Origin of the sequence: Pseudomonas sp. F3-2 (assembly GCF_038804275.1) — a bacterium.
Lineage (GTDB): Bacteria > Pseudomonadota > Gammaproteobacteria > Pseudomonadales > Pseudomonadaceae > Aquipseudomonas.
The window spans coordinates 1014874-1038423 of record NZ_CP152388.1; the positions used below are offsets into that span (position 1 = coordinate 1014874).

The following is a 23550-nucleotide window of genomic DNA, read 5'->3' on the forward strand; positions in this document are numbered from 1 at the left end:
TTTTTTCTGCTTTTGAATATCAAACAAGCGAGGAGGATCGCCATGGGCGTGACCAACCGGTTGGCCTGTTACTCCGACCCCGCCGACCACTATTCCCATCGCGTGCGCATCGTGCTCGCCGAGAAAGGTGTCAGCGCCGAGATCATTGATGTTGTAGACGGTCGTCATCCGGCCAAACTGATCGAGGTGAATCCGTACGGCAGCGTGCCGACGCTGGTTGATCGTGACCTGGCGTTGTACGAGTCGACGGTGGTGATGGAATACCTGGATGAGCGTTATCCGCATCCGCCTCTGCTCCCGGTTTACCCGGTCGCACGTGCCAATAGCCGTTTGCTGATCCACAGGATTCAGCGTGACTGGTGCGCGCTGGTGGATGTGATTCTGGATCCGCGCAGCAAAGAAGCTGTCCGGGCCCAGTCGCGCAAGGAACTGCGTGAAAGTCTGACCGGCGTTTCGCCGCTGTTTGCTGAGAAGCCTTTTTTCCTCAGTGACGAGCAAAGTCTGGTCGACTGCTGTCTATTGCCCATACTCTGGCGCCTGCCGATTCTGGGTATCGAATTGCCGCGGCCTGCCAAGCCGCTGCTTGATTATATGGAGCGCCAGTTTGCGCGTGAGGCCTTCCAGGCAAGTCTGTCTGCTGCCGAACGTGACATGCGCTAAGGCCTAAGGAGCCGTTTGATGAACTCCAGTCGCCCCTATCTGATCCGCGCTCTTTATGAGTGGATCGTAGATAACGATTGCACGCCGCACATTCTGGTCAACGCCGAATACCCGGCGGTACAAGTCCCTCAAGGCTTCGCCAATGATGGCCAGATCGTTCTGAACATTTCGCCAAGCGCCGTACGCCATTTGCACATGGACAATGACGCAGTGAGTTTCGAAGGCCGTTTCGGCGGTGTCCCCCACAGCCTGTACGTCCCTGTCTCGGCCGTCATGGGGATTTACGCACGCGAGAATGGCCAGGGCATGGTGTTCGATCTCGAACCTGCCGTGGATGACGACGAAGATCTGGATGTCGATGACGACGTGCCGCCACCGGATGACGAGCCACCACGTCCGACCGGTCGGCCGAGTCTGAAAGTGGTCAAATAACGACTGCGCTGCAACGAAAAAAGGCGATCCCGGGGGATCGCCTTTTTTATTGCGTATCGATTGAAGCGGCAGGAGCGCTTGCTCGCGATGGCGTTGAGTCAGTGACTGTTCGCTGAATCTCACACCGCGATCGCGAGCAAGCTCACTCCTGCAGGGGTGTGAATCAGTCGATGTACTCGAACAGCTTCACGATCTTCTGCACGCCGGCCACGCCTTGCACCAGATTGGTCGCGCGGTTGGCTTCAGCCTGAGTGAGCAGGCCCAGCAGGTAAACGATGCCGTTCTCGGTCACCACTTTGATTCGCGAACCCGGGATCGCGCTGTCAGTCAGCATCTCGGTCTTGATCTTGCTGGTCAGCCAGGCATCGTTGCTGCGGGCCAGCAGCGAGGAGGGCGCGATGACCTGCAGCTCGTTGTCGACTTTCTTGACCTTCTGCACTTGGCTGGCGGTCTGTTCGGCCAGTTGCTTGAGGTCGGCCCGAGGCGTCTGGCCGGCCAGCAGGACCACACCGTTGAAGCTGGTGACGACGATGTGCGAGTTGTTGTCCAGATCAGGGCTGGCCTTGGCGATGTTCACCGACACTTTGGTCTCAATCAGCGAATCGTCGATCTTGCTGCCCAGGGTGCGAGTGCCACGGTCATCATCGATGGGCGCTTCACGGCTGGCGTTGACCACAGAGCTGCATCCGCTGACGCCCAGGCAAAGCGTCAAACCCAGCAGGCAGAGGCGTTTGGATATCATTCTTCACTCCCGAACAATTGGCTGTCGATCAAATCGCAAAGGCAATGGATCGCCAGCAGGTGGACTTCCTGAATACGAGCGGTGACCTTGGCCGGGACGCGGATTTCGACGTCTTCAGGCAGCAGCAGTGAGGCTACATCGCCGCCGTCGCGACCGGTCAGGGCTACGACAATCATTTCACGATCATGTGCGGCCTGGATGGCCTGGATGATGTTCGCCGAGTTGCCGCTGGTTGAGATTGCCAGCAGCACGTCGCCAGGTTGACCCAGCGCGCGGATCTGTTTGGAAAAGACTTCGTTGTAACTGTAATCGTTGGCGATCGAGGTGATCGTCGACGTGTCGGTGGTCAGCGCGATGGCCGGCAGGCTCGGACGTTCGCGCTCGAATCGGTTGAGCAACTCCGACGAAAAGTGCTGCGCGTCGCCGGCGGATCCGCCATTGCCGCAAGCGAGCATTTTGCCTTCGTTGAGCAGCGCGTTGACCATCACCTGGCTGGCTTGCTCGATGTAAGGTGCAAGAACGTCCATCGCCTGCTGCTTGGTATCGATGCTGGCCTGAAAAAGCTGGCGAATTCGGGATTGCATGTCCATCTATGTAAACCTTAATAGGGGCAGCGGGTCGGGTGACGTTTGAAGTGTGTCATCGGCTTCCCGGCACAAAACTGTGCAGCCCGCAAAGCAAAGAGCAAAAAAAAAACGGTATGGAATCATCGGCCCGCCTGGCTATGAACGGAAGCATTGCCGCTCTGGCGTGGGCCTTTCAGCTGTCGAAGGCATTCTTCAGCCAGTTCAGTGCGGGTGCTGTTCCCGGATCGCCATTGATCGCCACGACATCGAAACGGCAGGGTGAATCGGCCCATTTCGACTCGCTTTGCAGAAACGACTGGGCGGCCAGGGTGAGCTTTTCCTGCTTGCGAAAATCCACGCTTTCCAGCGCACCACCCCAACCTGCATGGCGACGATAGCGAACTTCGACAAATACTACTGTATCGCCGTCGAGCATGACCAGATCAAGCTCGCCGCGCTTGCACAACCAATTCTGTGTAATCAGCCGCAAACCCTGCTGCTGGAGGTGCCGCAGGGCGTAGGCTTCGGCCTCGCGCCCTGCGGTCTGTCGGGTGTTGCCAAGGGTCAAGGAGCGGTGTCCGGCAGACGCTGAACCTTGCCATCGACAAATTCGGCCCATGGCAGTTGACGTTCGATGCGCTGGCCCTGGCCAATCGCCAGACTGCCGGAGAGGCCGTCGATGCGGGTGTCGGGCAGTGTTTTCAATTGGGTCAGACGTGGCGCCAGACGATAGGCGTCGATGCCCATGGCGTACAGGCGACCCAGGCTGCCGCCGGCCTGAGGCCACTGCGTGGTGACTTGCTGGCGCAGCGGGTCGGCAGCATTGAGCAGCCAAGGCGTTTCGCAGAAGCGCACGCCAGCCAGGTCGTTGTACATCGCCTGGTCGCCGCTGTTGGTGAACAAGTGCGAAGTCGCGTAGACCGGCACGTCGCCCGCGTACTGGAAGACCATGGTTGGCTTGATCTGCTGAGCCTGTTGCGGCGTTGCGGCGAGGAACATGAAGTCCACGTCCTGGCGGCGGCTCGGCTGAGCAGCCATCTGCGCGCCCGTTGTGCTCTGCAGTCGCTGAGCGCGGCCTTCGCTGTTGCGCAGTTGGAACAGATCGGCGACTTGCTGGGCCAGCGCCACCGGCTGATCGATGCGCTCCACACCCAGCAGCGTGCCGCCTTTGGCCTGCCAGCTCTGGCGGAACGCCTCGAGCACGCGATCGCCCCATTCGCCTTTCGGCACCATGGCGACAGCGCTGCGTTTACCATCGGCCCAGGCGCGGCGTGCAACTTCCCGCGCTTCGTCTTCGGCCGCCAGACCAAACTGGAACAGCTCGGCAGGCCCCTGCGCGGTGGTGTCGCTGTAGTTCAACGCGAGGGTCGTGATCGGCAGTTGTTGATGAGTGCTCAGCTGTTTGACCAGTGGTTTCTCCAGTGGACCCACCACCAACTGGACGCCTGCCGCTTTGGCCTGTGCATAAAAGGCATCCATGGACGTGACGCGGGAGCTGTCGAACACCTCGATGGCGGGCGGCGTCTGGCCAGCTTGCTGGGCCTGATAATGAGCCGCCATGAAGCCATCACGCAACGCGCGCGAGACCGAAGCGAGCGGACCGTCCTGCGGAAGCAGCAAGGCAATCTTGGTCAGTGGCTGGCTTTTCAGTTCGCGTAACTGAGCCAGGGCTGACGGCAACTGGCGCGCGGCCGGATGCTGCGGGTTCTGCGCTTTCCAGTTATCGATGGCGGCCTGCTGCTGTTCCAGCGTGCCTGCGCCCTTGACCGCGCGGGCCAGGCTCAGCCAGCCGCCCATGTCGTCATTGGCGGTGCTTTGCAATTGCTCGGGCGGCAAGGCCGCGACCAGCGTCCAGATCGCGTCGTTGTTAGCGCTCAGGGCGTCGCCTTGCAGCAACGGGCCCATGAAGACGCGCTCGCTCGCGGCGGCCAGTGTCTGGCCATCGGCTTCCAGCGCGCGGGCGCGGACGGTATGGGTGCGGGTCTGCAGATCGACCGGCATTTCACCCAGGTGCTGCAGGCTCGGATGATTCAGCGCGGTCAGCGCAGCTTTTGGCTGGCTGCGTCCCAGCGCGAGTTCAGCCGAGAGGGTATTGGCGTAGATCTGCTTGTCGGTCTTGAGCTGATCCATCTGCACCTGCTCAAGAATGCTGGCAGCGCGACCTGGGTTGTTCTGGCGTGCAGCCAGATCCGCAGCGGTCAGTTTCAGCAAGGCAGCCTGATCAGGCGTTTTCGCCGTCGAAGCTTGTTCGAGCAACTGCTCGATGCTGGCGTCAGTGGTGCGTGGCAGTTCGCCAAGACTGGAGGAGGGCGAACCGGCGCAAGCCGCCAACAAGGCAGCCAGGCAGAGGGCAGAGAACAGCCGCAGGCAAGCGATCATGTATATGTTCCTGATACTCGAGCAAATAAGCGTGGAATTGTACCCAAGCACTGGCCGGGGCGCGACGTTGAAGGCGTCAAAGCTGCGATATGGATCGTCCTGAGGCGCACAGGCGCGCCCTGGTCGGCAGGTTTCCCATCCGCGGCATCGTGCCCGTGTGTGAGCGAATCTTTGCGTCCATTTTTCAATATCCCTGTTCGCTGCGCCCGATTGTCCTGGCCAGAGGCTGTACAATGCAGGCTTTCTACACAACATGAGGTGTGCGCTTTGACTGCTCCGGGTGCTTCGAATTCCACTACAGGCTCGCTTTATGTGGTGGCCACGCCGATTGGCAACCTGGACGACATGAGCGTGCGCGCGCTGAAAGTGCTTCGTGACGTTGCACTGATCGCTGCCGAGGATACGCGTCATTCATTAAGGTTGATGCAGCATTTCGGCATCGCCACCCCGCTGGCTGCATGCCATGAGCACAATGAGCGTGATGAAGGCAGTCGTTTCATCACCCGTCTGCTGGCCGGGGATGATGTCGCGCTGATCTCCGACGCAGGCACGCCGCTGATCTCCGACCCGGGTTATCACCTGGTGCGTCAGGCGAGGGCGGCGGGTATTCAAGTCGTGCCGGTGCCAGGTGCCTGTGCCTTGATCGCAGCCTTGTCGGCGGCAGGGCTGCCGTCCGATCGTTTCATTTTCGAAGGTTTTCTGCCCGCCAAATCAGTGGGGCGCAAGTCGCGTCTCGAGCTTCTCAAGGAGGAGCCTCGTACGCTGATTTTCTATGAGGCGCCGCACCGGATTCTGGAATGCCTGCAGGACATGGAAGCTATATTCGGCGCCGAGCGGCCTGCGGTGCTGGGTCGAGAGCTGACCAAGACGTTCGAAACCCTCAAAGGGCTGCCCTTGGGCGAATTGCGTGCTTTTGTCGAAGGTGACAGCAATCAGCAGCGCGGCGAATGCGTGGTGCTCGTGTCGGGGTGGAGTGAGCCGCAGGGCGAGGACGTGATTGGCGCCGAGGCGCGGCGCGTGCTCGATCTGTTGTTGCAAGAGATGCCGCTCAAGCGTGCGGCCGCGCTGGCGGCGGAGATCACCGGCGTGCGCAAGAACCTGTTGTATCAGGTGGCGTTGGAGAAGCAGAAAAGCGAGTGACCCACGCTGTTTGATTTTTCAGGCAAACGTGTGAGCGGCTTATTAAAGCTTGTTCTCAAGGCGCCCTGCCATTACCCTTGGCGGCGGAGAGTCGATTGGACAGTCGCTGCCTTTCATTGTTCCGCAATGAAGGGGGGAGGAAAGTCCGGGCTCCATAGGGCGGAGTGCCAGGTAACGCCTGGGGGGCGCGAGCCTACGGAAAGTGCCACAGAAAATAACCGCCTAAGCACTTCGGTGCCGGTAAGGGTGAAAAGGTGCGGTAAGAGCGCACCGCACGACTGGCAACAGTTCGTGGCTAGGTAAACCCCACTCGGAGCAAGACCAAATAGGGTTCCAAGGCGTGGCCCGCGCTGGAACCGGGTAGGTTGCTAAAGATGTCCAGTGATGGCCATCGTAGAGGAATGACTGTCCTCGACAGAACCCGGCTTACAGATCGACTCTCCACCTTTTTTTCTCCCCTCGTTTGTACCGTTTCTCCCTCCGCGTAATGCCAAAAAAATCTTAAACCTCACAAATCACTTTAAGTTCTGCGCTGAACTTTCTGTTCATCCTCGGAATTATCCGTAGGAACAATCCGAATTTTTTCAAAACTCCTGCATTACCTCTCCTAAATCTCCGTCCTGTAAGGGTTTTCCTTAAGAAGTCGCCTTGACGGTGTGGTGGGCGCATTCCTATAGTGTGCGCAAGTGGCGGAAAGTGGCGTGAAGTGGGTTTTTTGAGCGCAAAAAGATAATATTCGGAGATCGCGCCTGTGTTCCGTGGTGCAAACGCAATCAATCTCGACGCAAAGGGCCGTCTCGCTATGCCGAGCCGGTACCGTGACGAGCTCGATTCGCGTAGCGCCGGCCAGTTGATCGTAACCATTGATACCGTCGACCCATGCTTGTGCATCTATCCGCTTCCGGAATGGGAGTTGATCGAAGCCAAATTGCGTGAGCTCGCCACATTCCGTGAAGAGAACCGTCGTCTGCAGCGGCTGTTGATCGGGAATGCGGTTGACCTGGAACTCGACGGCAGTGGCCGTTTTCTTGTGCCGCCCCGTTTGCGTGAGTACGCCAAGCTCGATAAGCGAGTAATGCTGGTAGGCCAGCTGAACAAGTTTCAATTGTGGGATGAGGACGCCTGGAACGCACTTGCTGATGCGGACCTTGCGGCCATTCAAAAACCGGGCGCGATGCCTGATGAACTGCGTGATTTGATCCTGTGACTACGAATAGCGGCTTTACCCACATCACCGTACTGCTCGAAGAAGCCGTCGAGGCTCTCGCGGTGCGCGCGGATGGCTGCTATATGGATGGCACTTTCGGGCGCGGCGGACACAGCCGTCTTATATTGCAGCACCTGGGGCCGGACGGCCGACTTCTCGGATTCGATAAAGATCCTCAAGCGATTGCCACAGGGCAAACGCTGGCGGCCGAAGACGGCCGCTTTGTCATTGTGCAGCGCAGCTTTGCCGAGTTGGGCGCCGAGGCTCTGGAACGCGGCTTTGCAGGGAAAGTCAGCGGCATTCTGCTGGACTTGGGCGTTTCTTCGCCGCAACTCGACGACGCCGAGCGTGGCTTCAGTTTCATGAATGACGGCCCGCTGGACATGCGCATGGATCCGACCCGTGGCATCAGTGCGGCGGAGTTCGTCAACAGCGCGCCGGCCGAAGAGATCGCCCGCGTCTTCAAGGAATACGGCGAAGAGCGTTTTGCCAAGCGCATGGCAGGCGCTGTCGTGGCTCGTCGCGAAACCCAGCCCTTCGAGCGCACTGCCGATCTGGCCGAAGTCCTGAAAGTGGCCAATCCTGCGTGGGAAAAGGGCAAGAACCCTGCAACGCGCGCGTTTCAAGGGCTGCGGATTCATGTCAATAACGAGCTCGGCGACCTTGAAGCCGGCCTCGACGCGGCACTCGACGCGCTCGAAGTGGGCGGACGCCTGGTCGTGATCAGTTTCCATTCGCTGGAAGACCGCATCGTCAAGCTGTTCATGCGCAAGCTGGTGAAAGGCGAGGCGGACAACATGCCGCGCAACCTGCCGATTCGTCATCAGGCGTTCGAGCCGCGCATCAAGTTGATCGGCAAGGCGCAATTCGCCTCCGATGAAGAAACACGTGCCAACCCGCGCTCGCGCAGCGCAGTGATGCGTGTTGCGGAGAAACTACGGTGAGTCGCGTATTCTTCAAGCCGTTGCCGGGCGGCAGCTTCTTCATGCTGCTGCTGTTCGTCGCCGTTCTCGTTTCCGCGATCGCCGTTTCCTACAGCGCGCACTGGAACCGTCAGTTGCTCAACTCGCTGTACGCTGAACTGAGCGTGCGCGACAAGGCGCAGGCCGAGTGGGGTCGGTTGATTCTTGAGCAAAGCACCTGGACCGCGCACAGCCGTATCGAAGCGCTGGCCACGGATCAACTCAAGATGCGCATCCCCAACGCTGCCGACATCCGGATGGTGTCGCCATGATGAAACTCGAAGGGGCTCTCTACCCGTGGCGGTTCCGCGTCGTGGTCGGCCTGCTGTCGGTCATGGTGCTGGCGATTTCCTACCGCATCGTCGACCTGCAGGTCATCGATCATCGCTTCCTTATTGAGCAGGGCGATGCGCGCAGCCTGCGTACTGTTTCGATTCCGGCACACCGTGGCCTGATCACCGACCGCAACGGCGAGCCGCTCGCCGTCAGTACGCCGGTGACCACCATCTGGGCCAACCCTTCGGAAATGCAGGCCGACAAGAGCAAGTGGGGCTTGCTGGCCCAGGCGCTTGGGCAGGACCCTAAATCGCTGACCGACCGCCTGAATGAACAGGCCACCAAAGAATTCATTTACCTGGTCCGGGGCCTCACGCCGGAGCAGGGCCAGTCGGTGCTCGATCTGAAAGTCCCAGGCGTCTACGGCAAGGAAGAATTCCGTCGCTTCTATCCTGCAGGCGATGTCACTGCTCACATGGTCGGCTTCACCGACCTGGACGATCATGGCCGCGAAGGCGTCGAACTCGCCTACGACGACTGGCTCGCCGGGGTGCCGGGCAAACGGCAAGTGATCAAGGATCGGCGCGGCAGGTTGATCAAAGACCTGCAAGTGAAGAAAAACGCCAAGGCCGGGAAGACCTTGGCTTTGTCTATTGATCTGCGCCTGCAATACCTGGCGACCCGCGAATTGCGCAACGCCATTCAGGAAAACGACGCCAAGGCCGGCAGCCTGGTGATCATGGACGTGAAGACCGGCGAAGTGTTGGCGATGGTCAACCAGCCGACCTACAACCCGAACAACCGCCGCACCATGGTGCCTGCGGCAATGCGTAACCGCGCGATCATTGACGTGTTCGAGCCGGGCTCGACCATGAAGCCGATTTCGATGACTGCGGCACTGGACAGCGGCCGCTGGAAGCCTAGCGACAAGGTCGAGGTCTATCCGGGCACGCTGCAGATCGGCAAATACACCATTCGTGACGTGACCAAGACCGAAGGCCCGATCCTCGATCTGACCGGCATCCTGATCAACTCCAGTAACGTGGGGATGAGCAAGGTGGCGTTCGACGTGGGCGGCGAGGCCATCTTCCGTGCCATGCAGCGTGTCGGCCTTGGCCAGTACACCGGTCTGGGCTTCCCGGGCGAGCGCGTCGGTAACCTGCCGAACTACCGTGAATGGCGCAAGGCGGAAACCGCGACGCTGTCCTACGGCTACGGTTTGTCGGTGACTGCATTGCAATTGGTACACGCTTACTCGGCGCTGGCGAACAACGGCAAGATTGTCCCGCTGACCATTCTGAAGACCGACAAGCCGTCGGATTCGGTCCAGGCGATTCCGGAAACCACGGCCAAAACTCTCCAGGGCATGCTGCAGCAGGTGATCGAGGATCCGCGCGGCGTCTATCGTGCGCGGGTGCCGTCGTATCACGTTGCCGGCAAGTCGGGTACTGCGCGCAAGACGTCCGTGGGTACCAAGGGCTACGCCGAAAACTCCTACCGTTCGCTGTTCGCAGGCTTCGGTCCGATGAGCAATCCGCGTTACGCGATCGTGGTGGTCATCGACGAGCCGAGCAAAGGCGGCTACTTCGGTGGTCTGGTTTCAGCGCCAGTGTTCAGCAAAGTGATGTCCGGTACGTTGCGTCTGATGAACGTGCGCCCGGACAACCTCGGTCCGATTCCGCCGGAACAACAGGCCAACGCGGCGCCGCTCGTCGTTCCAGTCAAGGGAGGACGTGGCTGATGTCTTTCAACCTGAGCAAGATTTTCGCGCAGAGCGATCGTGACCTGCTGATCCGCGAACTGACCCTGGACAGCCGCAAGGTTCGCCCGGGCGATCTGTTCCTCGCGATCCCGGGCTTCAAGGTCGACGGCCGCGATCACATCACCGACGCGATTGCCCATGGCGCTGCCGCCATCGCCTATGAAGTCGAAGGCGCCAAAGTGCTGCCGATCACGGACATCCCGATGATTCCGGTCAAGGGCCTGGCAGCCCAGCTGTCCGATATCGCCGGCCGTTTTTACGGCGACCCGAGTCGTAGCCTGGACATGGTCGGCGTGACCGGTACCAACGGTAAAACCAGTGTGACGCAACTGGTCGCCCAGGCGCTCGACCAACTCGGACAGCACTGCGGCATCATTGGGACGCTGGGCACCGGTTTTTACAGTGAACTGCACAGCGGCATCCACACCACGCCTGATCCGATTTCCGTGCAGTCGACCATTTACGACCTCAAGAAGGCCGGCGCCAAGGCCATCGCCATGGAAGTGTCGTCCCACGGCCTGGATCAGGGCCGCGTGACTGCGTTGGCGTTCGATGTTGCGGTGATGACCAACCTGTCCCGCGATCATCTGGACTACCACGGCACGATGGAAGCCTACGCCGCGGCCAAGGCCAAGCTGTTCGCGTGGAATGACCTGCGTTGCCGCGTGATCAATCTGGATGACCAATTCGGCCGGCAACTGGCCGCCGAACAACACGTCTCGCGTCTGATCACCTACAGCCAGGAAGACAGCAGCGCTTACTTGTTCTGCCGCGATGCGCATTTCGATGACGATGGTGTGCGCGCCACGCTGGTCACGCCGCAAGGTGACCATGCCTTGCGCAGCAGCCTGCTGGGCCGCTTCAATCTGAGCAACGTGCTGGCCGCGGTCGGCGCGTTGATGGGGCTGGATTACCCGCTGGACGACATCCTCAAAGTGCTGCCGGGTCTCGAAGGACCGGTTGGCCGCATGCAGCGTCTGGGTGGCGGGTCTCGGCCGTTGGTGGTCGTTGACTACGCGCACACGCCCGACGCGCTGGAAAAAGTCCTCGCGGCCCTGCGGCCTCACGCCAAAGGTCAGCTGACCTGCCTGTTCGGTTGCGGCGGCGATCGCGATCGCGGCAAGCGTCCATTGATGGCCGAAGTGGTCGAGCGTCTTGCCGACAAGGTTCTGGTGACCGACGACAACCCGCGCACTGAAGACGCGATGCGCATTTTCGACGACATCCGCGCAGGATTCAGCGCGGCGGACAACGTCGATTTCGTTGCAGGTCGCGCCACTGCCATTGCCCGGATCATTGAGCAGGCTCAGGCCGCCGACGTGATCGTGCTGGCAGGCAAGGGTCATGAGGATTACCAGGAAATCGACGGCCAGCGTCATCCGTTTTCCGATCTTGAAGAAGCCGCCAAGGCACTGGACGCATGGGGGGCTGCACATGCTTAAGCCACTTATGTTCAGCGAATTGCTGGTGCCGCTCGATGCCCGTCGCGTCGGCGAAGACGTCAGTTTCAGCGGGGTCAGCATCGACAGCCGTGCGATCAATCCGGGGCAGCTGTTCGTTGCCCTGACCGGTCCGCGTTTCGACGGTCATGATTACCTCGATCAGGTCGCCGCCAAAGGCGCCGTCGGGGCGCTGGTCGAGCGCGAAGTGCCAGGCAGTCCGTTGCCGCAACTGATCGTCGGCGATACCCGCAAGGCGCTGGCGCAGATGGGTGCGCTGAACCGCAATGCCTTCATCGACAAGCCGGTGGCTGCGATCACCGGATCCAGCGGCAAGACCACCGTTAAGGAAATGCTTGCGAGCATTCTGCGCACCCGTGGCCCGGTATTGGCGACGCGTGGCAACCTGAATAACGAATTGGGCGTGCCGCTGACCTTGCTGGAACTGGCGCCAGAATTCGACGCCGCGGTGATCGAACTGGGTGCCTCGCGAATCGGCGAGATCGCGTTCACGGTCAGCCTGACCAAGCCTCACGTCTGCGTGCTGACCAACGCCGGCACCGCCCATGTGGGCGAGTTCGGCGGGCCAGAGAAAATCGTTCAGGCCAAAGGTGAAATCATCGAGGGGCTCGACGCTCGCGGCGTTGCGGTGTTGAACCGTGACGACAAAGCGTTCGACATCTGGGTCGCCCGCGCCAATGGCCGCAAGGTCCTGAGCTTCTCGACCCGGGACAGCCGCGCTGACTTTTACGCCAGCGATCTGGGCATCGACGCTCGTGGTTGCCCGACGTTCACGCTGCACAGCCCGATCGGCTCAGCGCAAGTGCAGCTGAACCTGCTGGGCGCGCATAACGTTGCCAATGCGCTGGCCGCCGCCGCTGCCGCGCACGCGCTGAATGTATCGCTGGCCGGGATCGTCGACGGTCTGAACAGCGTGCAGCCGGTCAAAGGCCGCACCGTCGCGCAACTGGCGACCAACGGCATTCGCGTGATCGACGACACCTATAACGCCAACCCGACGTCCGTCGCTGCGGCCACTGACATCCTCACCGGATTCCCGGGCCGCAAGGTGCTGGTCCTCGGTGATATCGGCGAGCTGGGCGACTGGGCCGAGCAAGGCCATCGCGACGTTGGCCAATACGCTGCGGGCAAGGTCGACGCGCTGTATGCCGTCGGTCCGCTGATGGCCCATGCCGTCGAGGCTTTCGGGCAGGATGCCCGCCATTTTGCGAGTCAGGCCGAGCTGATCGAGGCGCTGCGCGGCGAACACGATAAAAACACAACCATTCTGATCAAAGGTTCACGCAGTGCCGCGATGGAAAACGTCGTGGCAGCACTCTGCGCAACCGAGACTTACCCCTTGAAGGCGGAGAAACATTAATGCTGCTGCTGCTGGCCGAGTATCTGCAACAGTTCTACAAAGGCTTCGCGGTCTTCCAGTACCTGACCCTGCGCGGGATCCTCGGCGTGCTCACTGCATTGTCGCTGTCCCTGTGCCTGGGCCCATGGATGATCCGTGCCCTGCAGAACAAACAGATCGGCCAATCCGTGCGTAACGACGGACCTCAATCGCACCTGTCCAAATCCGGCACGCCCACCATGGGCGGGGCGCTGATCCTGTCCGCCATCGGTATTTCCACGTTGCTCTGGGCCGACCTGACCAACCGCTATGTGTGGGTCGTGCTGATCGTGACGTTGCTCTTTGGCGGCATCGGCTGGGTCGATGATTACCGCAAAGTCATCGAGAAGAACTCCAGAGGCCTGCCAAGCCGCTGGAAGTACTTCTGGCAGTCAGTGTTTGGCCTGGGCGCTGCGCTCTTCCTTTATATGACTGCGCAGACACCGGTCGAAACCACGCTGCTGATCCCGATGTTCAAGGATTTCAGCATCGCGCTGGGCGTCGGCTTCGTGATCCTGACCTACTTCGTGATCGTCGGGTCCAGCAACGCGGTGAACCTCACCGACGGCCTGGACGGTCTGGCCATCATGCCGACTGTCATGGTCGGCGGCGCACTGGGGATCTTCTGCTACCTGTCCGGTAACGTGAAGTTTGCCGAGTACCTGCTGATCCCTTATGTGCCGGGCGCAGGCGAGTTGATCGTATTCTGCGGCGCGCTGATCGGCGCCGGTCTGGGTTTCCTATGGTTCAACACCTATCCGGCTCAAGTGTTCATGGGCGACGTCGGCGCGCTGGCGCTGGGTGCCGCCTTGGGCACCATCGCCGTGATCGTCCGTCAGGAAATCGTCCTGTTCATCATGGGCGGCGTCTTCGTCATGGAGACCCTGTCAGTCGTCATTCAGGTTGCATCCTTTAAATTGACCGGCCGCCGCGTTTTCCGCATGGCGCCGATTCATCACCACTTTGAACTCAAAGGCTGGCCCGAGCCGCGCGTGATCGTCCGTTTCTGGATCATCACCGTGATCCTCGTGTTGATCGGCCTTGCCACGTTGAAACTGAGGTAGAACGAGTGTCACTGATCGCTTCTGACCACTTCCGCATCGTTGTCGGCCTCGGCAAGAGCGGCATGTCCCTGGTTCGCTTTCTGGCGAGCCGGGGCGTGGCGTTTGCTGTGGCCGATACGCGGGAGAATCCGCCAGAGCTTGCGACCTTGCGCCGTGACTACCCGCAAGTGGAAGTGCGTTGTGGTGAGCTGGACGTCGAATTCCTCTGCCGCGCCGACGAGCTCTACGTCAGCCCCGGCCTGGCGCTGGCGACCCCTGCGCTGCAGCAGGCTGCGATGCGCGGTGTGAAATTGTCCGGCGACATCGAGCTGTTCGCGCGTAACGCGAAGGCGCCGATCGTCGCGATCAGCGGTTCCAACGCCAAGAGCACCGTGACCACTCTGGTGGGCGAAATGGCGGCGGCGGCGGGCAAGCGTGTCGCTGTCGGCGGCAATCTGGGCGTGCCTGCGCTGGATCTGCTCAGCGATGACGTCGAGCTGTACGTGATGGAGTTGTCGAGTTTCCAGCTGGAAACCACCGACCATCTGGGCGCTGAAGTGGCGACCGTCCTGAATGTCAGCGAAGACCACATGGACCGCTACAGCGGCCTGCCGGCCTACCACCTGGCCAAGCACCGGATTTTCCGTGGGGCGCGGCAAGTGGTGGTCAATCGTCAGGACGCGCTGTCCCGACCATTGATCGGCGAAGGCGTGCCTTGCTGGACCTTTGGTCTGAACAAACCTGACATCAACGGCTTCGGTCTGCGAGAAGAGAACGGCGAAAAATACCTCGCCTTCCAGTTCGACAATCTGATGCCGGTCCGTGAGCTGAAAATCCGCGGCAGTCACAATCAGGCCAATGCGCTCGCAGCGCTGGCGTTGGGACACGCTGCGGGCCTGCCATTCGACGCAATGCTGTCGAGCCTGCGCACGTTCGCCGGCCTCGTGCATCGCTGCCAGTGGGTGCGTGACCGTAACGGCGTCGGTTACTACGACGACTCCAAGGCCACTAATGTCGGTGCCGCACTGGCAGGCATCGAGGGCCTGGGCGCGGACATCAGCGGCAAGCTGGTGCTGATCGCCGGCGGCGACGGCAAGGGCGCTGATTTCTCTGCGCTGAAAGCCCCGGTCGCCACTCATTGTCGGGCTGTCGTACTGCTGGGGCGCGACGCTGAACTGCTCGCCGCGACCTTCGGCGATTCGGTGCCTCTGGTACGCGTCACCACATTGGAAGAAGCCGTGCAACGTGCTGCCGAACTGGCGCAGGAGGGTGACGCGGTATTGCTGTCCCCGGCCTGTGCAAGCCTGGATATGTTCAAGAATTTTGAAGAGCGCGGACGCCTGTTCGCTCAGGCCGCGAGGGCCTTGTCATGATCTTTGGCGTGATCAAGCCTTACCCGTCGCCGATCATCAGCGGTCGTGGCGTCGATGTGGACTTCCCGATGCTCGCCGGCTGCCTGGCGCTGCTGGGGCTTGGCCTTGTGATGATCACCTCCGCGTCGTCGGAAGTGGCGGCCGTGCAATCGGGCAACGCGCTGTACATGATGACTCGCCATCTGATCTATCTGGTGTTGGGTCTTGGCGCGTGCGTCGCCACAATGATGGTGCCGGTCGCGACCTGGCAGCGCCTGGGCTGGCTGATGCTGATCGGCGCCTTTGGCCTGTTGGTCATGGTGATCGTGCCTGGCATCGGCCGCGAGGTGAACGGTTCGATGCGCTGGATCGGCTTCGGCATGTTCAACGTACAGCCCTCGGAAATTGCCAAGGTTTTCGTGGTGATTTTCCTTGCCGGCTACCTGATTCGCCGCCAGCAGGAAGTTCGCGAGAGCTGGATGGGGTTCTTCAAGCCGTTCATCGTCCTGCTGCCGATGGCCGGTCTGTTGCTGATGGAGCCTGACTTCGGGGCCACCGTCGTGATGATGGGGTCGGCCGCTGCGATGCTGTTCCTGGGCGGCGTCGGTCTGTTCCGCTTCGCCCTGATGGTGGCGTTGGCGGTGGGCGCGGTATTCGTTCTGGTTCAGGCACAGCCTTATCGTATGGCCCGTCTGATCACCTTCACCGATCCGTGGTCCGATCAGTTCGGCTCGGGCTACCAGTTGACCCAGGCACTGATTGCATTCGGGCGTGGCGAGTGGTTCGGCGTCGGTCTGGGCAACAGCGTACAGAAGCAGTTCTATCTGCCTGAAGCGCATACTGACTTCGTGTTCTCGGTACTGGCCGAAGAACTGGGTGTCGTGGGTTCGCTGGCGACGGTTGCGCTGTTCGTGTTCGTCAGTATTCGCGCCATGTACATCGGCATGTGGGCAGAGCGCGCCAAGCAGTTCTTCGCCGCGTACACCGCGTACGGTCTGGCGTTCCTGTGGATTGGTCAGTTTCTGATCAACATCGGTGTGAACGTCGGCCTGCTGCCGACCAAGGGCCTGACCCTGCCATTCCTCAGCTACGGCGGCAGCTCGCTGATCATCTGCTGCGCAAGCCTCGGGCTGCTGCTGCGCATCGAATGGGAATCGCGCAACAACATGGGCAGTGAAGAAGCCGAATTCAAGGAAAGCGATTTTGCCGAGGAGCCCACTCATGGCCGTCGGTAATGTCTTGATCATGGCGGGCGGCACAGGCGGACACGTGTTCCCGGCCCTGGCCTGCGCGCGTGAATTCCAGGCACGTGGTTACACCGTGCACTGGCTGGGCACGCCACGCGGCATCGAAAACGAACTGGTGCCTGCGGCCGGCTTGCAGCTGCATCTGATCAACGTCACGGGTCTGCGTGGCAAGGGGCGTCTGTCCCTGCTCAAAGCACCTTTCATGTTGCTCAAGGCGCTGGGGCAGGCGCGCAAGATCGTACGCGAGCTCAAGCCTGTTTGTGTGGTCGGCTTCGGTGGTTACGTGACCGGCCCGGGCGGGCTGGCTGCCAGGCTTTCCGGTGTGCCGTTGATCATTCACGAGCAGAACGCCGTGGCCGGGACCGCCAACCGCAGCCTGGCGTCCTTTGCGGCGCGGGTGTGCGAGGCATTTCCACAGACGTTCGCCGCATCGGCCAAGCGCCGCACCACCGGCAATCCGGTGCGTGCCGAACTGTTCTTTGAAACGCCGCGTCAGGCATTGATGGGGCGCAAGCCGCGCTTGCTGGTACTGGGCGGAAGCCTGGGCGCCGAACCGCTGAACAAGTTGCTGCCCGAAGCGTTATCGCAGGTGCCCGTTGAAATAAGGCCTGAAGTGTTTCATCAGGCCGGCAGGAATCACGATGAAGTCACTTCCGAGCGTTATCGCGCGGTGGGCGTGGAGGCGCAGGTCGCCCCCTTCATCAAGGACATGGCCCAGGCCTATGGCTGGGCGGATCTGGTGGTGTGCCGCGCAGGTGCGTTGACCATCAGTGAACTGGCTGCCGCCGGGTTGCCGTCGTTGCTGGTGCCGCTGCCCCACGCGATCGACGATCACCAGTCGCGCAATGCCGAATATCTGGCTCGTGAAGGCGCTGCCTTCGTGATGCCGCAAGCGACAACTGGCGCGGCGGAGATGGCCGCTCGCCTGAAAGAGGTTTTGATGCAACCCGAACAATTGAAGCGCATGGCCACCACGGCACGCCAACTGGCCAAGCCGGACGCCACCAACACCGTCGTCGATGTCTGCCTGGAGGTGGCCCATGGTTGAGAATCAACGTGCGATGCCGCAGCCGGAAATGCGCCGGATTCGTCGCATTCACTTCGTCGGCATCGGCGGCGTGGGCATGTGCGGGATTGCCGAAGTGTTGTTGAACCTGGGCTATGACGTTTCAGGTTCCGACCTCAAGGCGTCGCCGGTCACCGAGCGTCTCGAATCGTTCGGTGCGCACATCTTCATCGGCCATCGCGCAGAAAATGCATCGACCGCCGACGTGCTGGTGGTTTCCAGTGCCGTCAACACGTCCAACCCGGAAGTGGCGACCGCGCTCGAGCGTCGCATCCCCGTGGTGCCACGGGCCGAAATGCTCGCCGAGCTGATGCGCTATCGCCATGGCATCGCCGTCGCCGGTACCCACGGCAAGACCACCACCACCAGCCTCATCGCTTCGGTGTTCGCCGCGGGCGGTCTTGATCCAACGTTCGTGATCGGTGGCCGGTTGAACGCTGCCGGGACCAACGCACAGCTCGGCACCAGCCGTTATCTGATTGCCGAAGCCGACGAAAGCGATGCCAGCTTCCTGCACCTGCAACCGCTGGTCGCTGTGGTCACCAACATCGACGCAGATCACATGGCGACTTACGAAGGTGACTTCAACAAACTGAAGAAAACCTTCGTCGAATTCCTGCACAACCTGCCGTTCTACGGACTGGCCGTGGTGTGCACCGACGACCCGGTCGTGCGCGATATCCTGCCGGCGGTCAAACGTCCGGTCATGACATATGGCTTCAACGAAGAAGCCGACGTGCGCGCCATCAACGTCCGTCAGGAAGGCATGCGCACTCACTTCACCGTGTTGCGTCGCGACCGCGAGCCACTGGAAGTGTCGGTGAACATGCCGGGCAACCACAACGTGCTCAACTCGCTGGCGACCATCGCCATCGCCACCGACGAAGGCATCACCGATGAGGCCATCGTTCAGGGCCTGTCCGGCTTCCAGGGCGTGGGGCGTCGGTTCCAGGTCTACGGTGAGCTGCCGGTCGAAGGCGGCAACGTGATGCTGGTCGATGACTACGGTCACCACCCGCGTGAAGTGGCGGCGGTCATCAATGCCGTGCGCGGTGGCTGGCCGGATCGCCGGCTGGTCATGGTGTACCAGCCGCACCGTTACAGCCGTACCCGCGACCTGTACGACGATTTCGTGCAGGTGCTCAACGACGCCAATGTGCTGCTGCTGATGGAAGTCTATCCCGCAGGCGAAGAGCCGATTCCCGGTGCCGACAGCCGTCAACTGGCGCACAGCATTCGTCAGCGCGGTCAGCTGGACCCGATCTACATCGAGCGTGGCGTCGAGCTGGCTCCCTTGGTCAAGCCGCTGCTGCGCGCAGGCGACATCCTGCTGTGCCAGGGCGCCGGCGACATCGGCGGCCTTGCTCCGCAATTGCTGAAAAGCCCGCTGTTCACCGGTGCGATCGTGGCCTCAACCGAAGGTAAGCTGAAATGACAGCCGCCCTGCAATCCTCCCTGTTCTCGACTCTGGAGCCGAAAAGCTTCGGTCGTGTAGCCGTGCTCTTCGGTGGCAAGAGCGCGGAGCGGGAGGTTTCGCTCAAATCCGGCAACGCAGTGCTCCAGGCACTGACGAGCGCGGGCGTCGATGCGTTCGGTATCGATGTGGGCGACGATTTCCTGCAACGGCTGGTCAGCGAAAAGATCGACCGGGCGTTCATCGTGTTGCACGGCCGTGGCGGTGAAGACGGCACGATGCAGGGCCTGCTCGAATGCCTGGGCATCCCGTACACCGGCAGCGGCGTGCTGGCTTCGGCGCTGGCGATGGACAAACTGCGCACCAAGCAGGTGTGGCAGAGCCTCGGTCTGCCGACGCCTCGGCATGCGGTATTGAGCAGTGAAGCGGATTGTATTTCCGCCGCGACGGAACTGGGCTTTCCTTTGATCGTCAAACCCGCCCATGAAGGTTCCAGTATCGGTATGGCCAAGGTGAACCGCGTCGACGAATTGATCGCCGCATGGAACGCCGCCACTGCCTACGATTCACACGTGTTGGTCGAACAATGGATTCAAGGTCCGGAGTTCACCGTCGCCACGCTGCGCGGGCAGGTATTGCCGCCCATCGGTCTGGGCACTCCCCACAGTTTCTACGATTACGACGCCAAGTACCTGGCTTCCGATACTCAGTACCGGATTCCATGCGGCCTCGATGCAGGCAAAGAACAGGAGCTCAAAGCCTTGACGGCGCGTGCGTGCGAAGCGGTCGGCATTGCCGGCTGGGCACGCACCGATGTCATGCAGGACGCCGAGGGCAAGTTCTGGCTTCTGGAGGTCAACACCGTGCCCGGCATGACCGATCACAGTCTGGTGCCGATGGCCGCGAAAGCTGCCGGTCTCGATTTCAAACAGTTGGTGTTGGCGATTCTGGCCGACAGTGTCCAGGTGCGAGGGTAAATCATGCACGGCGCGACGCTTCGTCATCAGCAATCAGCTCCCGGTCGCAAGCCGGTGCCGCGTGGCGCGAGCCGGATGGTGGCCAAAGAGCCTCTGTCCGCGCGCATGCCCAGACCGAGCTTCGGTTTCCTGCGCAGCCTGATGTGGCCGGTGCTGCTGGTGGTGTTTGGCTTCGGAACCTACGAAGCGGCCCAACGTCTGTTGCCCTACGCCGACCGGCCGATCTCGCGGATCAACGTTCAGGGCGACCTGAGCTACATCAGCCAGCAGGCCGTGCAGCAGCGCATTGCGCCTTATGTGGCGACCAGTTTCTTCAACATCGATCTGGCCGGCATGCGTACCGAGCTTGAGCAGATGCCATGGATCGCCCACGCCGAAGTCCGCCGCGTCTGGCCGGACCAGGTGGTCATCCGTCTGGAAGAACAACTGCCGGTTGCGCGCTGGGGCGACGAGGCCCTGCTGAACAACCAGGGCCAGGCTTTTACGCCGCGCGAGCTGGCGAACTACGAACACCTTCCGCAGTTGTTCGGCCCACAACGGGCTCAACAGCAGGTGATGCAGCAGTACCAGGTCTTGAGTCAGATGTTGCGCCCGCTGGGCTTCTCCATCGCTCGTCTGGAACTGCGCGAGCGAGGCAGCTGGTTCCTGACCACCGGCGCAGGCAATGCAGGCCCAGGCCTGGAGCTGCTGCTGGGACGTGACCACCTGGTTGAGAAGATGCGCCGCTTTATCGCCATCTACGAAAAAACGCTTAAAGAACAGATCACGAACATTGCGCGAGTCGACCTGCGTTACAACAACGGCCTTGCCGTCGGTTGGCGCGAGCAGGCGCCAGCGCCAACGACGGACAAACCCGCCGTCGCGAAGAATTGATAAGAGGCAGGACCCATGGCAAACGTGCAAAGCGGCAAAATGATCGTCGGATTGGATATCGGCACCTCCAAGGTGGTGGCGCTGGTAGGCGAAGTCGCGGCTGATGGCACGCTGGAAATCGTCGGTATCGGCACCCACCCGTCGCGCGGCCTCAAGAAGGGCGTGGTGGTGAACATCGAGTCGACCGTGCAATCGATTCAACGCGCAGTGGAAGAAGCGCAGCTGATGGCTGGTTGCCGCATTCACTCGGCGTTCGTCGGCGTCGCCGGTAACCACATTCGCAGCCTGAACTCCCACGGCATCGTGGCGATTCGTGACCGCGAAGTCAGCTCCGCCGACCTGGAGCGCGTTCTTGACGCTGCCCAGGCCGTGGCGATTCCGGCTGATCAGCGTGTGCTGCACACCCTGCCGCAGGATTACGTGATCGATAACCAGGAAGGCGTTCGCGAACCTCTGGGCATGTCCGGCGTACGTCTGGAAGCCAAGGTTCACGTGGTCACCTGCGCCGTCAACGCCGCTCAGAACATCGAGAAGTGCGTGCGCCGCTGCGGCCTGGAAGTCGACGACATCATCCTGGAGCAACTGGCCTCGGCGTATTCGGTCCTGACCGATGACGAGAAAGAGCTGGGCGTCTGTCTGGTCGACATCGGTGGTGGCACCACTGACATCGCGATCTTCACCGAAGGTGCGATCCGTCACACCGCCGTGATCCCGATTGCGGGCGATCAGGTCACCAACGACATCGCCATGGCGCTGCGCACGCCAACCCAGTACGCCGAAGAAATCAAGATCCGTTACGCCTGCGCCCTGGCCAAGCTGGCCGGTGCCGGCGAGACCATCAAGGTGCCGAGCGTGGGCGACCGTCCACCTCGTGAGCTGTCCCGTCAGGCGCTGGCCGAAGTGGTCGAGCCGCGTTACGACGAACTATTCACCCTGATCCAGGCCGAGCTGCGTCGCAGTGGCTACGAAGACCTGATCCCGGCCGGCATCGTGCTGACCGGTGGTACCTCGAAAATGGAAGGCGCGGTCGAACTGGCCGAAGAAATCTTCCACATGCCGGTACGCCTGGGCGTGCCGCACAGCATCAAGGGGCTCGCGGACGTGGTTCGCAACCCGATTTACTCCACCGGCGTCGGCCTGTTGCTGTACGGACTGCAAAAGCAGTCTGACGGCATCTCGCTGTCCGGCCTTTCCGGCTCCGGTAGCAGTTATAGCGATGAACCGAAAGCGCCAGTGTTCGAGCGTCTCAAACGCTGGGTTCAGGGGAATTTCTAAGATTCAAAAAGTGGTAGGCAGGCAACAGGCGACATAAAACTAGAGAACTGAAGGAGAGGGAACATGTTCGAGCTCGTAGACAACATCCCACAAAGCCCGGTAATTAAAGTTATCGGCGTTGGTGGTGGCGGCGGCAACGCAGTCAATCACATGGTCAAGAGCAACATCGAAGGCGTCGAGTTCATCTGCGCCAACACGGATGCTCAGGCGCTGAAAAACATCGGCGCGCGGACCATCCTGCAGTTGGGTACCGGCGTGACCAAAGGCCTGGGCGCAGGTGCGAACCCTGAGGTCGGTCGTCAGGCCGCACTGGAAGATCGTGAGCGTATTGCAGAAGTTCTGCAGGGCACCAACATGGTCTTCATCACCACCGGCATGGGCGGCGGTACCGGTACCGGTGCTGCACCGATCATCGCTGAAGTGGCCAAGGAAATGGGCATTCTGACCGTTGCAGTGGTCACCCGTCCGTTCCCGTTCGAAGGCCGCAAGCGCATGCAGATCGCCGATGAAGGCATCCGCGCGCTGTCCGAAAGCGTCGACTCGTTGATCACCATTCCCAACGAGAAGCTGCTGACCATCCTGGGCAAGGACGCAAGCCTGCTGTCGGCATTCGCCAAGGCTGACGATGTACTGGCCGGTGCCGTTCGCGGTATCTCCGACATCATCAAGCGTCCCGGCATGATAAACGTCGACTTCGCCGACGTGCGCACCGTGATGTCCGAAATGGGCATGGCGATGATGGGCACCGGCGCTGCAAGCGGTCCTAACCGTGCACGTGAAGCGACCGAAGCAGCCATCCGCAACCCGCTGCTCGAAGACGTCAACCTGCAGGGCGCGCGCGGCATTCTGGTCAACATCACCGCCGGTCCTGACCTGTCTCTGGGTGAGTACTCCGACGTGGGTAGCATCATCGAAGCGTTCGCCTCCGAACACGCCATGGTCAAGGTCGGTACCGTTATCGATCCGGACATGCGCGACGAGCTGCACGTGACTGTGGTTGCAACCGGTCTGGGCGCGAAAATCGAGAAGCCTGTGAAGGTCATCGACAACACCATGCAGACCGCTCAAGCCGCACCTGTGCAGCAGCAGGCAGTCCGTCAGGAGCAGCCATCGGTGAACTACCGTGACCTGGACCGTCCAACCGTGATGCGCAATCAGGCTCACGCAGGCGCGACAGCCGCGGCGAAAATGAACCCGCAAGACGATCTGGATTACCTGGATATTCCAGCCTTCCTGCGTCGTCAGGCTGATTGATGAGTTCTATCAGGGGTATAAGGGTGATTGGTGTTCAGCAAAGGCGAGGTCTGCTATCATCGCCAGCCTTTGTTGATACTAATTC

At 61.1% G+C, this 23550-nt stretch carries 22 protein-coding genes and 1 other RNA gene; 19 read left to right on the forward strand and 4 right to left on the reverse strand.

The window, feature by feature from the left end:
• Window positions 1-42 precede the first annotated feature (42 nt).
• Complete coding sequence (locus AAGQ88_RS04665; protein ID WP_342654552.1) at window positions 43-660, forward strand: glutathione S-transferase N-terminal domain-containing protein; 618 nt, start codon at window positions 43-45, stop codon at window positions 658-660.
• A gap of 18 nt (window positions 661-678) precedes the next feature.
• Window positions 679-1092, forward strand: a complete 414-nt coding sequence (locus AAGQ88_RS04670) for a ClpXP protease specificity-enhancing factor (protein WP_342654553.1) — start codon at window positions 679-681, stop codon at window positions 1090-1092.
• 163 nt (window positions 1093-1255) lie between these two features.
• Here AAGQ88_RS04670 and AAGQ88_RS04675 read toward each other — a convergent pair whose 3' ends face one another.
• The 4 genes from AAGQ88_RS04675 to AAGQ88_RS04690 form a co-directional block, all read right to left on the reverse strand.
• A complete protein-coding gene (locus tag AAGQ88_RS04675) occupies window positions 1256-1834 on the reverse strand; it encodes a BON domain-containing protein (protein WP_285423089.1) in 579 nt (192 codons plus the stop codon).
• Window positions 1831-2424, reverse strand: coding sequence for a phosphoheptose isomerase (locus AAGQ88_RS04680; RefSeq protein ID WP_093461840.1), 594 nt, complete (start codon window positions 2422-2424; stop codon window positions 1831-1833). The genes AAGQ88_RS04675 and AAGQ88_RS04680 overlap by 4 nt, the downstream gene beginning before the upstream one ends.
• Window positions 2425-2593: 169 nt before the next feature.
• Window positions 2594-2968 (reverse strand): YraN family protein, encoded by a 375-nt coding sequence (locus AAGQ88_RS04685; RefSeq protein WP_285423091.1) that lies wholly within the window; start codon window positions 2966-2968, stop codon window positions 2594-2596.
• The gene (locus AAGQ88_RS04690) at window positions 2965-4779 is read right to left on the reverse strand and encodes a penicillin-binding protein activator (RefSeq protein ID WP_342654554.1); all 1815 of its coding nucleotides are present in this window, start codon (window positions 4777-4779) and stop codon (window positions 2965-2967) included. Before AAGQ88_RS04690 ends, AAGQ88_RS04685 begins: the two co-directional genes overlap by 4 nt.
• 345 nt (window positions 4780-5124) lie before the next feature.
• On the opposite strand from AAGQ88_RS04690, the gene rsmI reads away from it, so the two are divergent.
• The 17 genes from rsmI to ftsZ all read left to right on the forward strand — a co-directional run bounded on the left by rsmI (window position 5125) and on the right by ftsZ (window position 23465).
• A complete protein-coding gene (rsmI, locus tag AAGQ88_RS04695; protein WP_342655738.1) occupies window positions 5125-5919 on the forward strand; it encodes a 16S rRNA (cytidine(1402)-2'-O)-methyltransferase in 795 nt (264 codons plus the stop codon).
• 87 nt (window positions 5920-6006) lie between these two features.
• An RNA gene (gene rnpB / locus AAGQ88_RS04700) (RNase P RNA component class A) lies at window positions 6007-6364 on the forward strand.
• A gap of 306 nt (window positions 6365-6670) precedes the next feature.
• The gene (gene mraZ, locus AAGQ88_RS04705; RefSeq protein WP_037017349.1) at window positions 6671-7126 is read left to right on the forward strand and encodes a division/cell wall cluster transcriptional repressor MraZ; all 456 of its coding nucleotides are present in this window, start codon (window positions 6671-6673) and stop codon (window positions 7124-7126) included.
• The gene (gene rsmH / locus AAGQ88_RS04710) at window positions 7123-8070 is read left to right on the forward strand and encodes a 16S rRNA (cytosine(1402)-N(4))-methyltransferase RsmH (protein ID WP_285423094.1); all 948 of its coding nucleotides are present in this window, start codon (window positions 7123-7125) and stop codon (window positions 8068-8070) included. Before mraZ ends, rsmH begins: the two co-directional genes overlap by 4 nt.
• Entirely contained in the window at window positions 8067-8360 is a 294-nt protein-coding gene (gene ftsL / locus AAGQ88_RS04715; protein WP_093461826.1) for a cell division protein FtsL, read from the forward strand. Before rsmH ends, ftsL begins: the two co-directional genes overlap by 4 nt.
• On the forward strand, window positions 8357-10105 hold the full coding sequence (locus AAGQ88_RS04720; RefSeq protein WP_093461824.1) for a penicillin-binding protein 2: 1749 nt from the start codon (window positions 8357-8359) through the stop codon (window positions 10103-10105). The genes ftsL and AAGQ88_RS04720 overlap by 4 nt, the downstream gene beginning before the upstream one ends.
• A complete protein-coding gene (locus tag AAGQ88_RS04725) occupies window positions 10105-11568 on the forward strand; it encodes a UDP-N-acetylmuramoyl-L-alanyl-D-glutamate--2,6-diaminopimelate ligase (protein WP_342654555.1) in 1464 nt (487 codons plus the stop codon). Before AAGQ88_RS04720 ends, AAGQ88_RS04725 begins: the two co-directional genes overlap by 1 nt.
• Window positions 11561-12946: a UDP-N-acetylmuramoyl-tripeptide--D-alanyl-D-alanine ligase gene (murF, locus tag AAGQ88_RS04730; protein WP_342654556.1), complete on the forward strand. Its 1386-nt coding sequence runs from the start codon at window positions 11561-11563 to the stop codon at window positions 12944-12946. Before AAGQ88_RS04725 ends, murF begins: the two co-directional genes overlap by 8 nt.
• Window positions 12946-14028 (forward strand): phospho-N-acetylmuramoyl-pentapeptide-transferase, encoded by a 1083-nt coding sequence (mraY, locus tag AAGQ88_RS04735; protein ID WP_285423097.1) that lies wholly within the window; start codon window positions 12946-12948, stop codon window positions 14026-14028. The genes murF and mraY overlap by 1 nt, the downstream gene beginning before the upstream one ends.
• A 5-nt stretch (window positions 14029-14033) precedes the next feature.
• Window positions 14034-15380 carry a UDP-N-acetylmuramoyl-L-alanine--D-glutamate ligase gene (murD, locus tag AAGQ88_RS04740; RefSeq protein ID WP_342654557.1) on the forward strand — a complete coding sequence of 449 codons (1347 nt, stop codon included), beginning with the start codon at window positions 14034-14036 and terminating at the stop codon, window positions 15378-15380.
• Window positions 15380-16594 (forward strand): putative lipid II flippase FtsW, encoded by a 1215-nt coding sequence (ftsW, locus tag AAGQ88_RS04745; protein WP_285423267.1) that lies wholly within the window; start codon window positions 15380-15382, stop codon window positions 16592-16594. The genes murD and ftsW overlap by 1 nt, the downstream gene beginning before the upstream one ends.
• Window positions 16581-17654, forward strand: a complete 1074-nt coding sequence (gene murG, locus AAGQ88_RS04750; protein WP_285423099.1) for an undecaprenyldiphospho-muramoylpentapeptide beta-N-acetylglucosaminyltransferase — start codon at window positions 16581-16583, stop codon at window positions 17652-17654. The genes ftsW and murG overlap by 14 nt, the downstream gene beginning before the upstream one ends.
• Window positions 17647-19107: a UDP-N-acetylmuramate--L-alanine ligase gene (murC, locus tag AAGQ88_RS04755; RefSeq protein ID WP_285423100.1), complete on the forward strand. Its 1461-nt coding sequence runs from the start codon at window positions 17647-17649 to the stop codon at window positions 19105-19107. Before murG ends, murC begins: the two co-directional genes overlap by 8 nt.
• Window positions 19104-20063: a D-alanine--D-alanine ligase gene (locus tag AAGQ88_RS04760; RefSeq protein WP_342654558.1), complete on the forward strand. Its 960-nt coding sequence runs from the start codon at window positions 19104-19106 to the stop codon at window positions 20061-20063. Before murC ends, AAGQ88_RS04760 begins: the two co-directional genes overlap by 4 nt.
• Before the next feature lie 3 nt (window positions 20064-20066).
• A complete protein-coding gene (locus AAGQ88_RS04765; protein ID WP_093461798.1) occupies window positions 20067-20936 on the forward strand; it encodes a cell division protein FtsQ/DivIB in 870 nt (289 codons plus the stop codon).
• A gap of 15 nt (window positions 20937-20951) precedes the next feature.
• The gene (ftsA, locus tag AAGQ88_RS04770) at window positions 20952-22211 is read left to right on the forward strand and encodes a cell division protein FtsA (RefSeq protein WP_093461795.1); all 1260 of its coding nucleotides are present in this window, start codon (window positions 20952-20954) and stop codon (window positions 22209-22211) included.
• A gap of 63 nt (window positions 22212-22274) precedes the next feature.
• The gene (gene ftsZ, locus AAGQ88_RS04775; protein ID WP_062384185.1) at window positions 22275-23465 is read left to right on the forward strand and encodes a cell division protein FtsZ; all 1191 of its coding nucleotides are present in this window, start codon (window positions 22275-22277) and stop codon (window positions 23463-23465) included.
• Window positions 23466-23550 lie beyond the last annotated feature (85 nt).

Excerpts from the sequence above, each read along its gene's own strand:
- AAGQ88_RS04665 (WP_342654552.1), top strand. The coding sequence starts at position 43 with ATGGGCGTGACCAACCGGTTGGCCTGTTACTCCGACCCCGCCGACCAC.
- AAGQ88_RS04670 (WP_342654553.1), top strand. The coding sequence starts at position 679 with ATGAACTCCAGTCGCCCCTATCTGATCCGCGCTCTTTATGAGTGGATC.
- AAGQ88_RS04675 (WP_285423089.1), bottom strand. The coding sequence starts at position 1,834 with ATGATATCCAAACGCCTCTGCCTGCTGGGTTTGACGCTTTGCCTGGGC.
- AAGQ88_RS04680 (WP_093461840.1), bottom strand. The coding sequence starts at position 2,424 with ATGGACATGCAATCCCGAATTCGCCAGCTTTTTCAGGCCAGCATCGAT.
- AAGQ88_RS04690 (WP_342654554.1), bottom strand. The coding sequence starts at position 4,779 with ATGATCGCTTGCCTGCGGCTGTTCTCTGCCCTCTGCCTGGCTGCCTTG.
- rsmI (WP_342655738.1), top strand. The coding sequence starts at position 5,125 with ATGAGCGTGCGCGCGCTGAAAGTGCTTCGTGACGTTGCACTGATCGCT.
- AAGQ88_RS04720 (WP_093461824.1), top strand. The coding sequence starts at position 8,357 with ATGATGAAACTCGAAGGGGCTCTCTACCCGTGGCGGTTCCGCGTCGTG.
- AAGQ88_RS04725 (WP_342654555.1), top strand. The coding sequence starts at position 10,105 with ATGTCTTTCAACCTGAGCAAGATTTTCGCGCAGAGCGATCGTGACCTG.
- murF (WP_342654556.1), top strand. The coding sequence starts at position 11,561 with ATGCTTAAGCCACTTATGTTCAGCGAATTGCTGGTGCCGCTCGATGCC.
- mraY (WP_285423097.1), top strand. The coding sequence starts at position 12,946 with ATGCTGCTGCTGCTGGCCGAGTATCTGCAACAGTTCTACAAAGGCTTC.
- murG (WP_285423099.1), top strand. The coding sequence starts at position 16,581 with ATGGCCGTCGGTAATGTCTTGATCATGGCGGGCGGCACAGGCGGACAC.
- murC (WP_285423100.1), top strand. The coding sequence starts at position 17,647 with ATGGTTGAGAATCAACGTGCGATGCCGCAGCCGGAAATGCGCCGGATT.
- AAGQ88_RS04760 (WP_342654558.1), top strand. The coding sequence starts at position 19,104 with ATGACAGCCGCCCTGCAATCCTCCCTGTTCTCGACTCTGGAGCCGAAA.
- AAGQ88_RS04765 (WP_093461798.1), top strand. The coding sequence starts at position 20,067 with ATGCACGGCGCGACGCTTCGTCATCAGCAATCAGCTCCCGGTCGCAAG.
- ftsA (WP_093461795.1), top strand. The coding sequence starts at position 20,952 with ATGGCAAACGTGCAAAGCGGCAAAATGATCGTCGGATTGGATATCGGC.
- ftsZ (WP_062384185.1), top strand. The coding sequence starts at position 22,275 with ATGTTCGAGCTCGTAGACAACATCCCACAAAGCCCGGTAATTAAAGTT.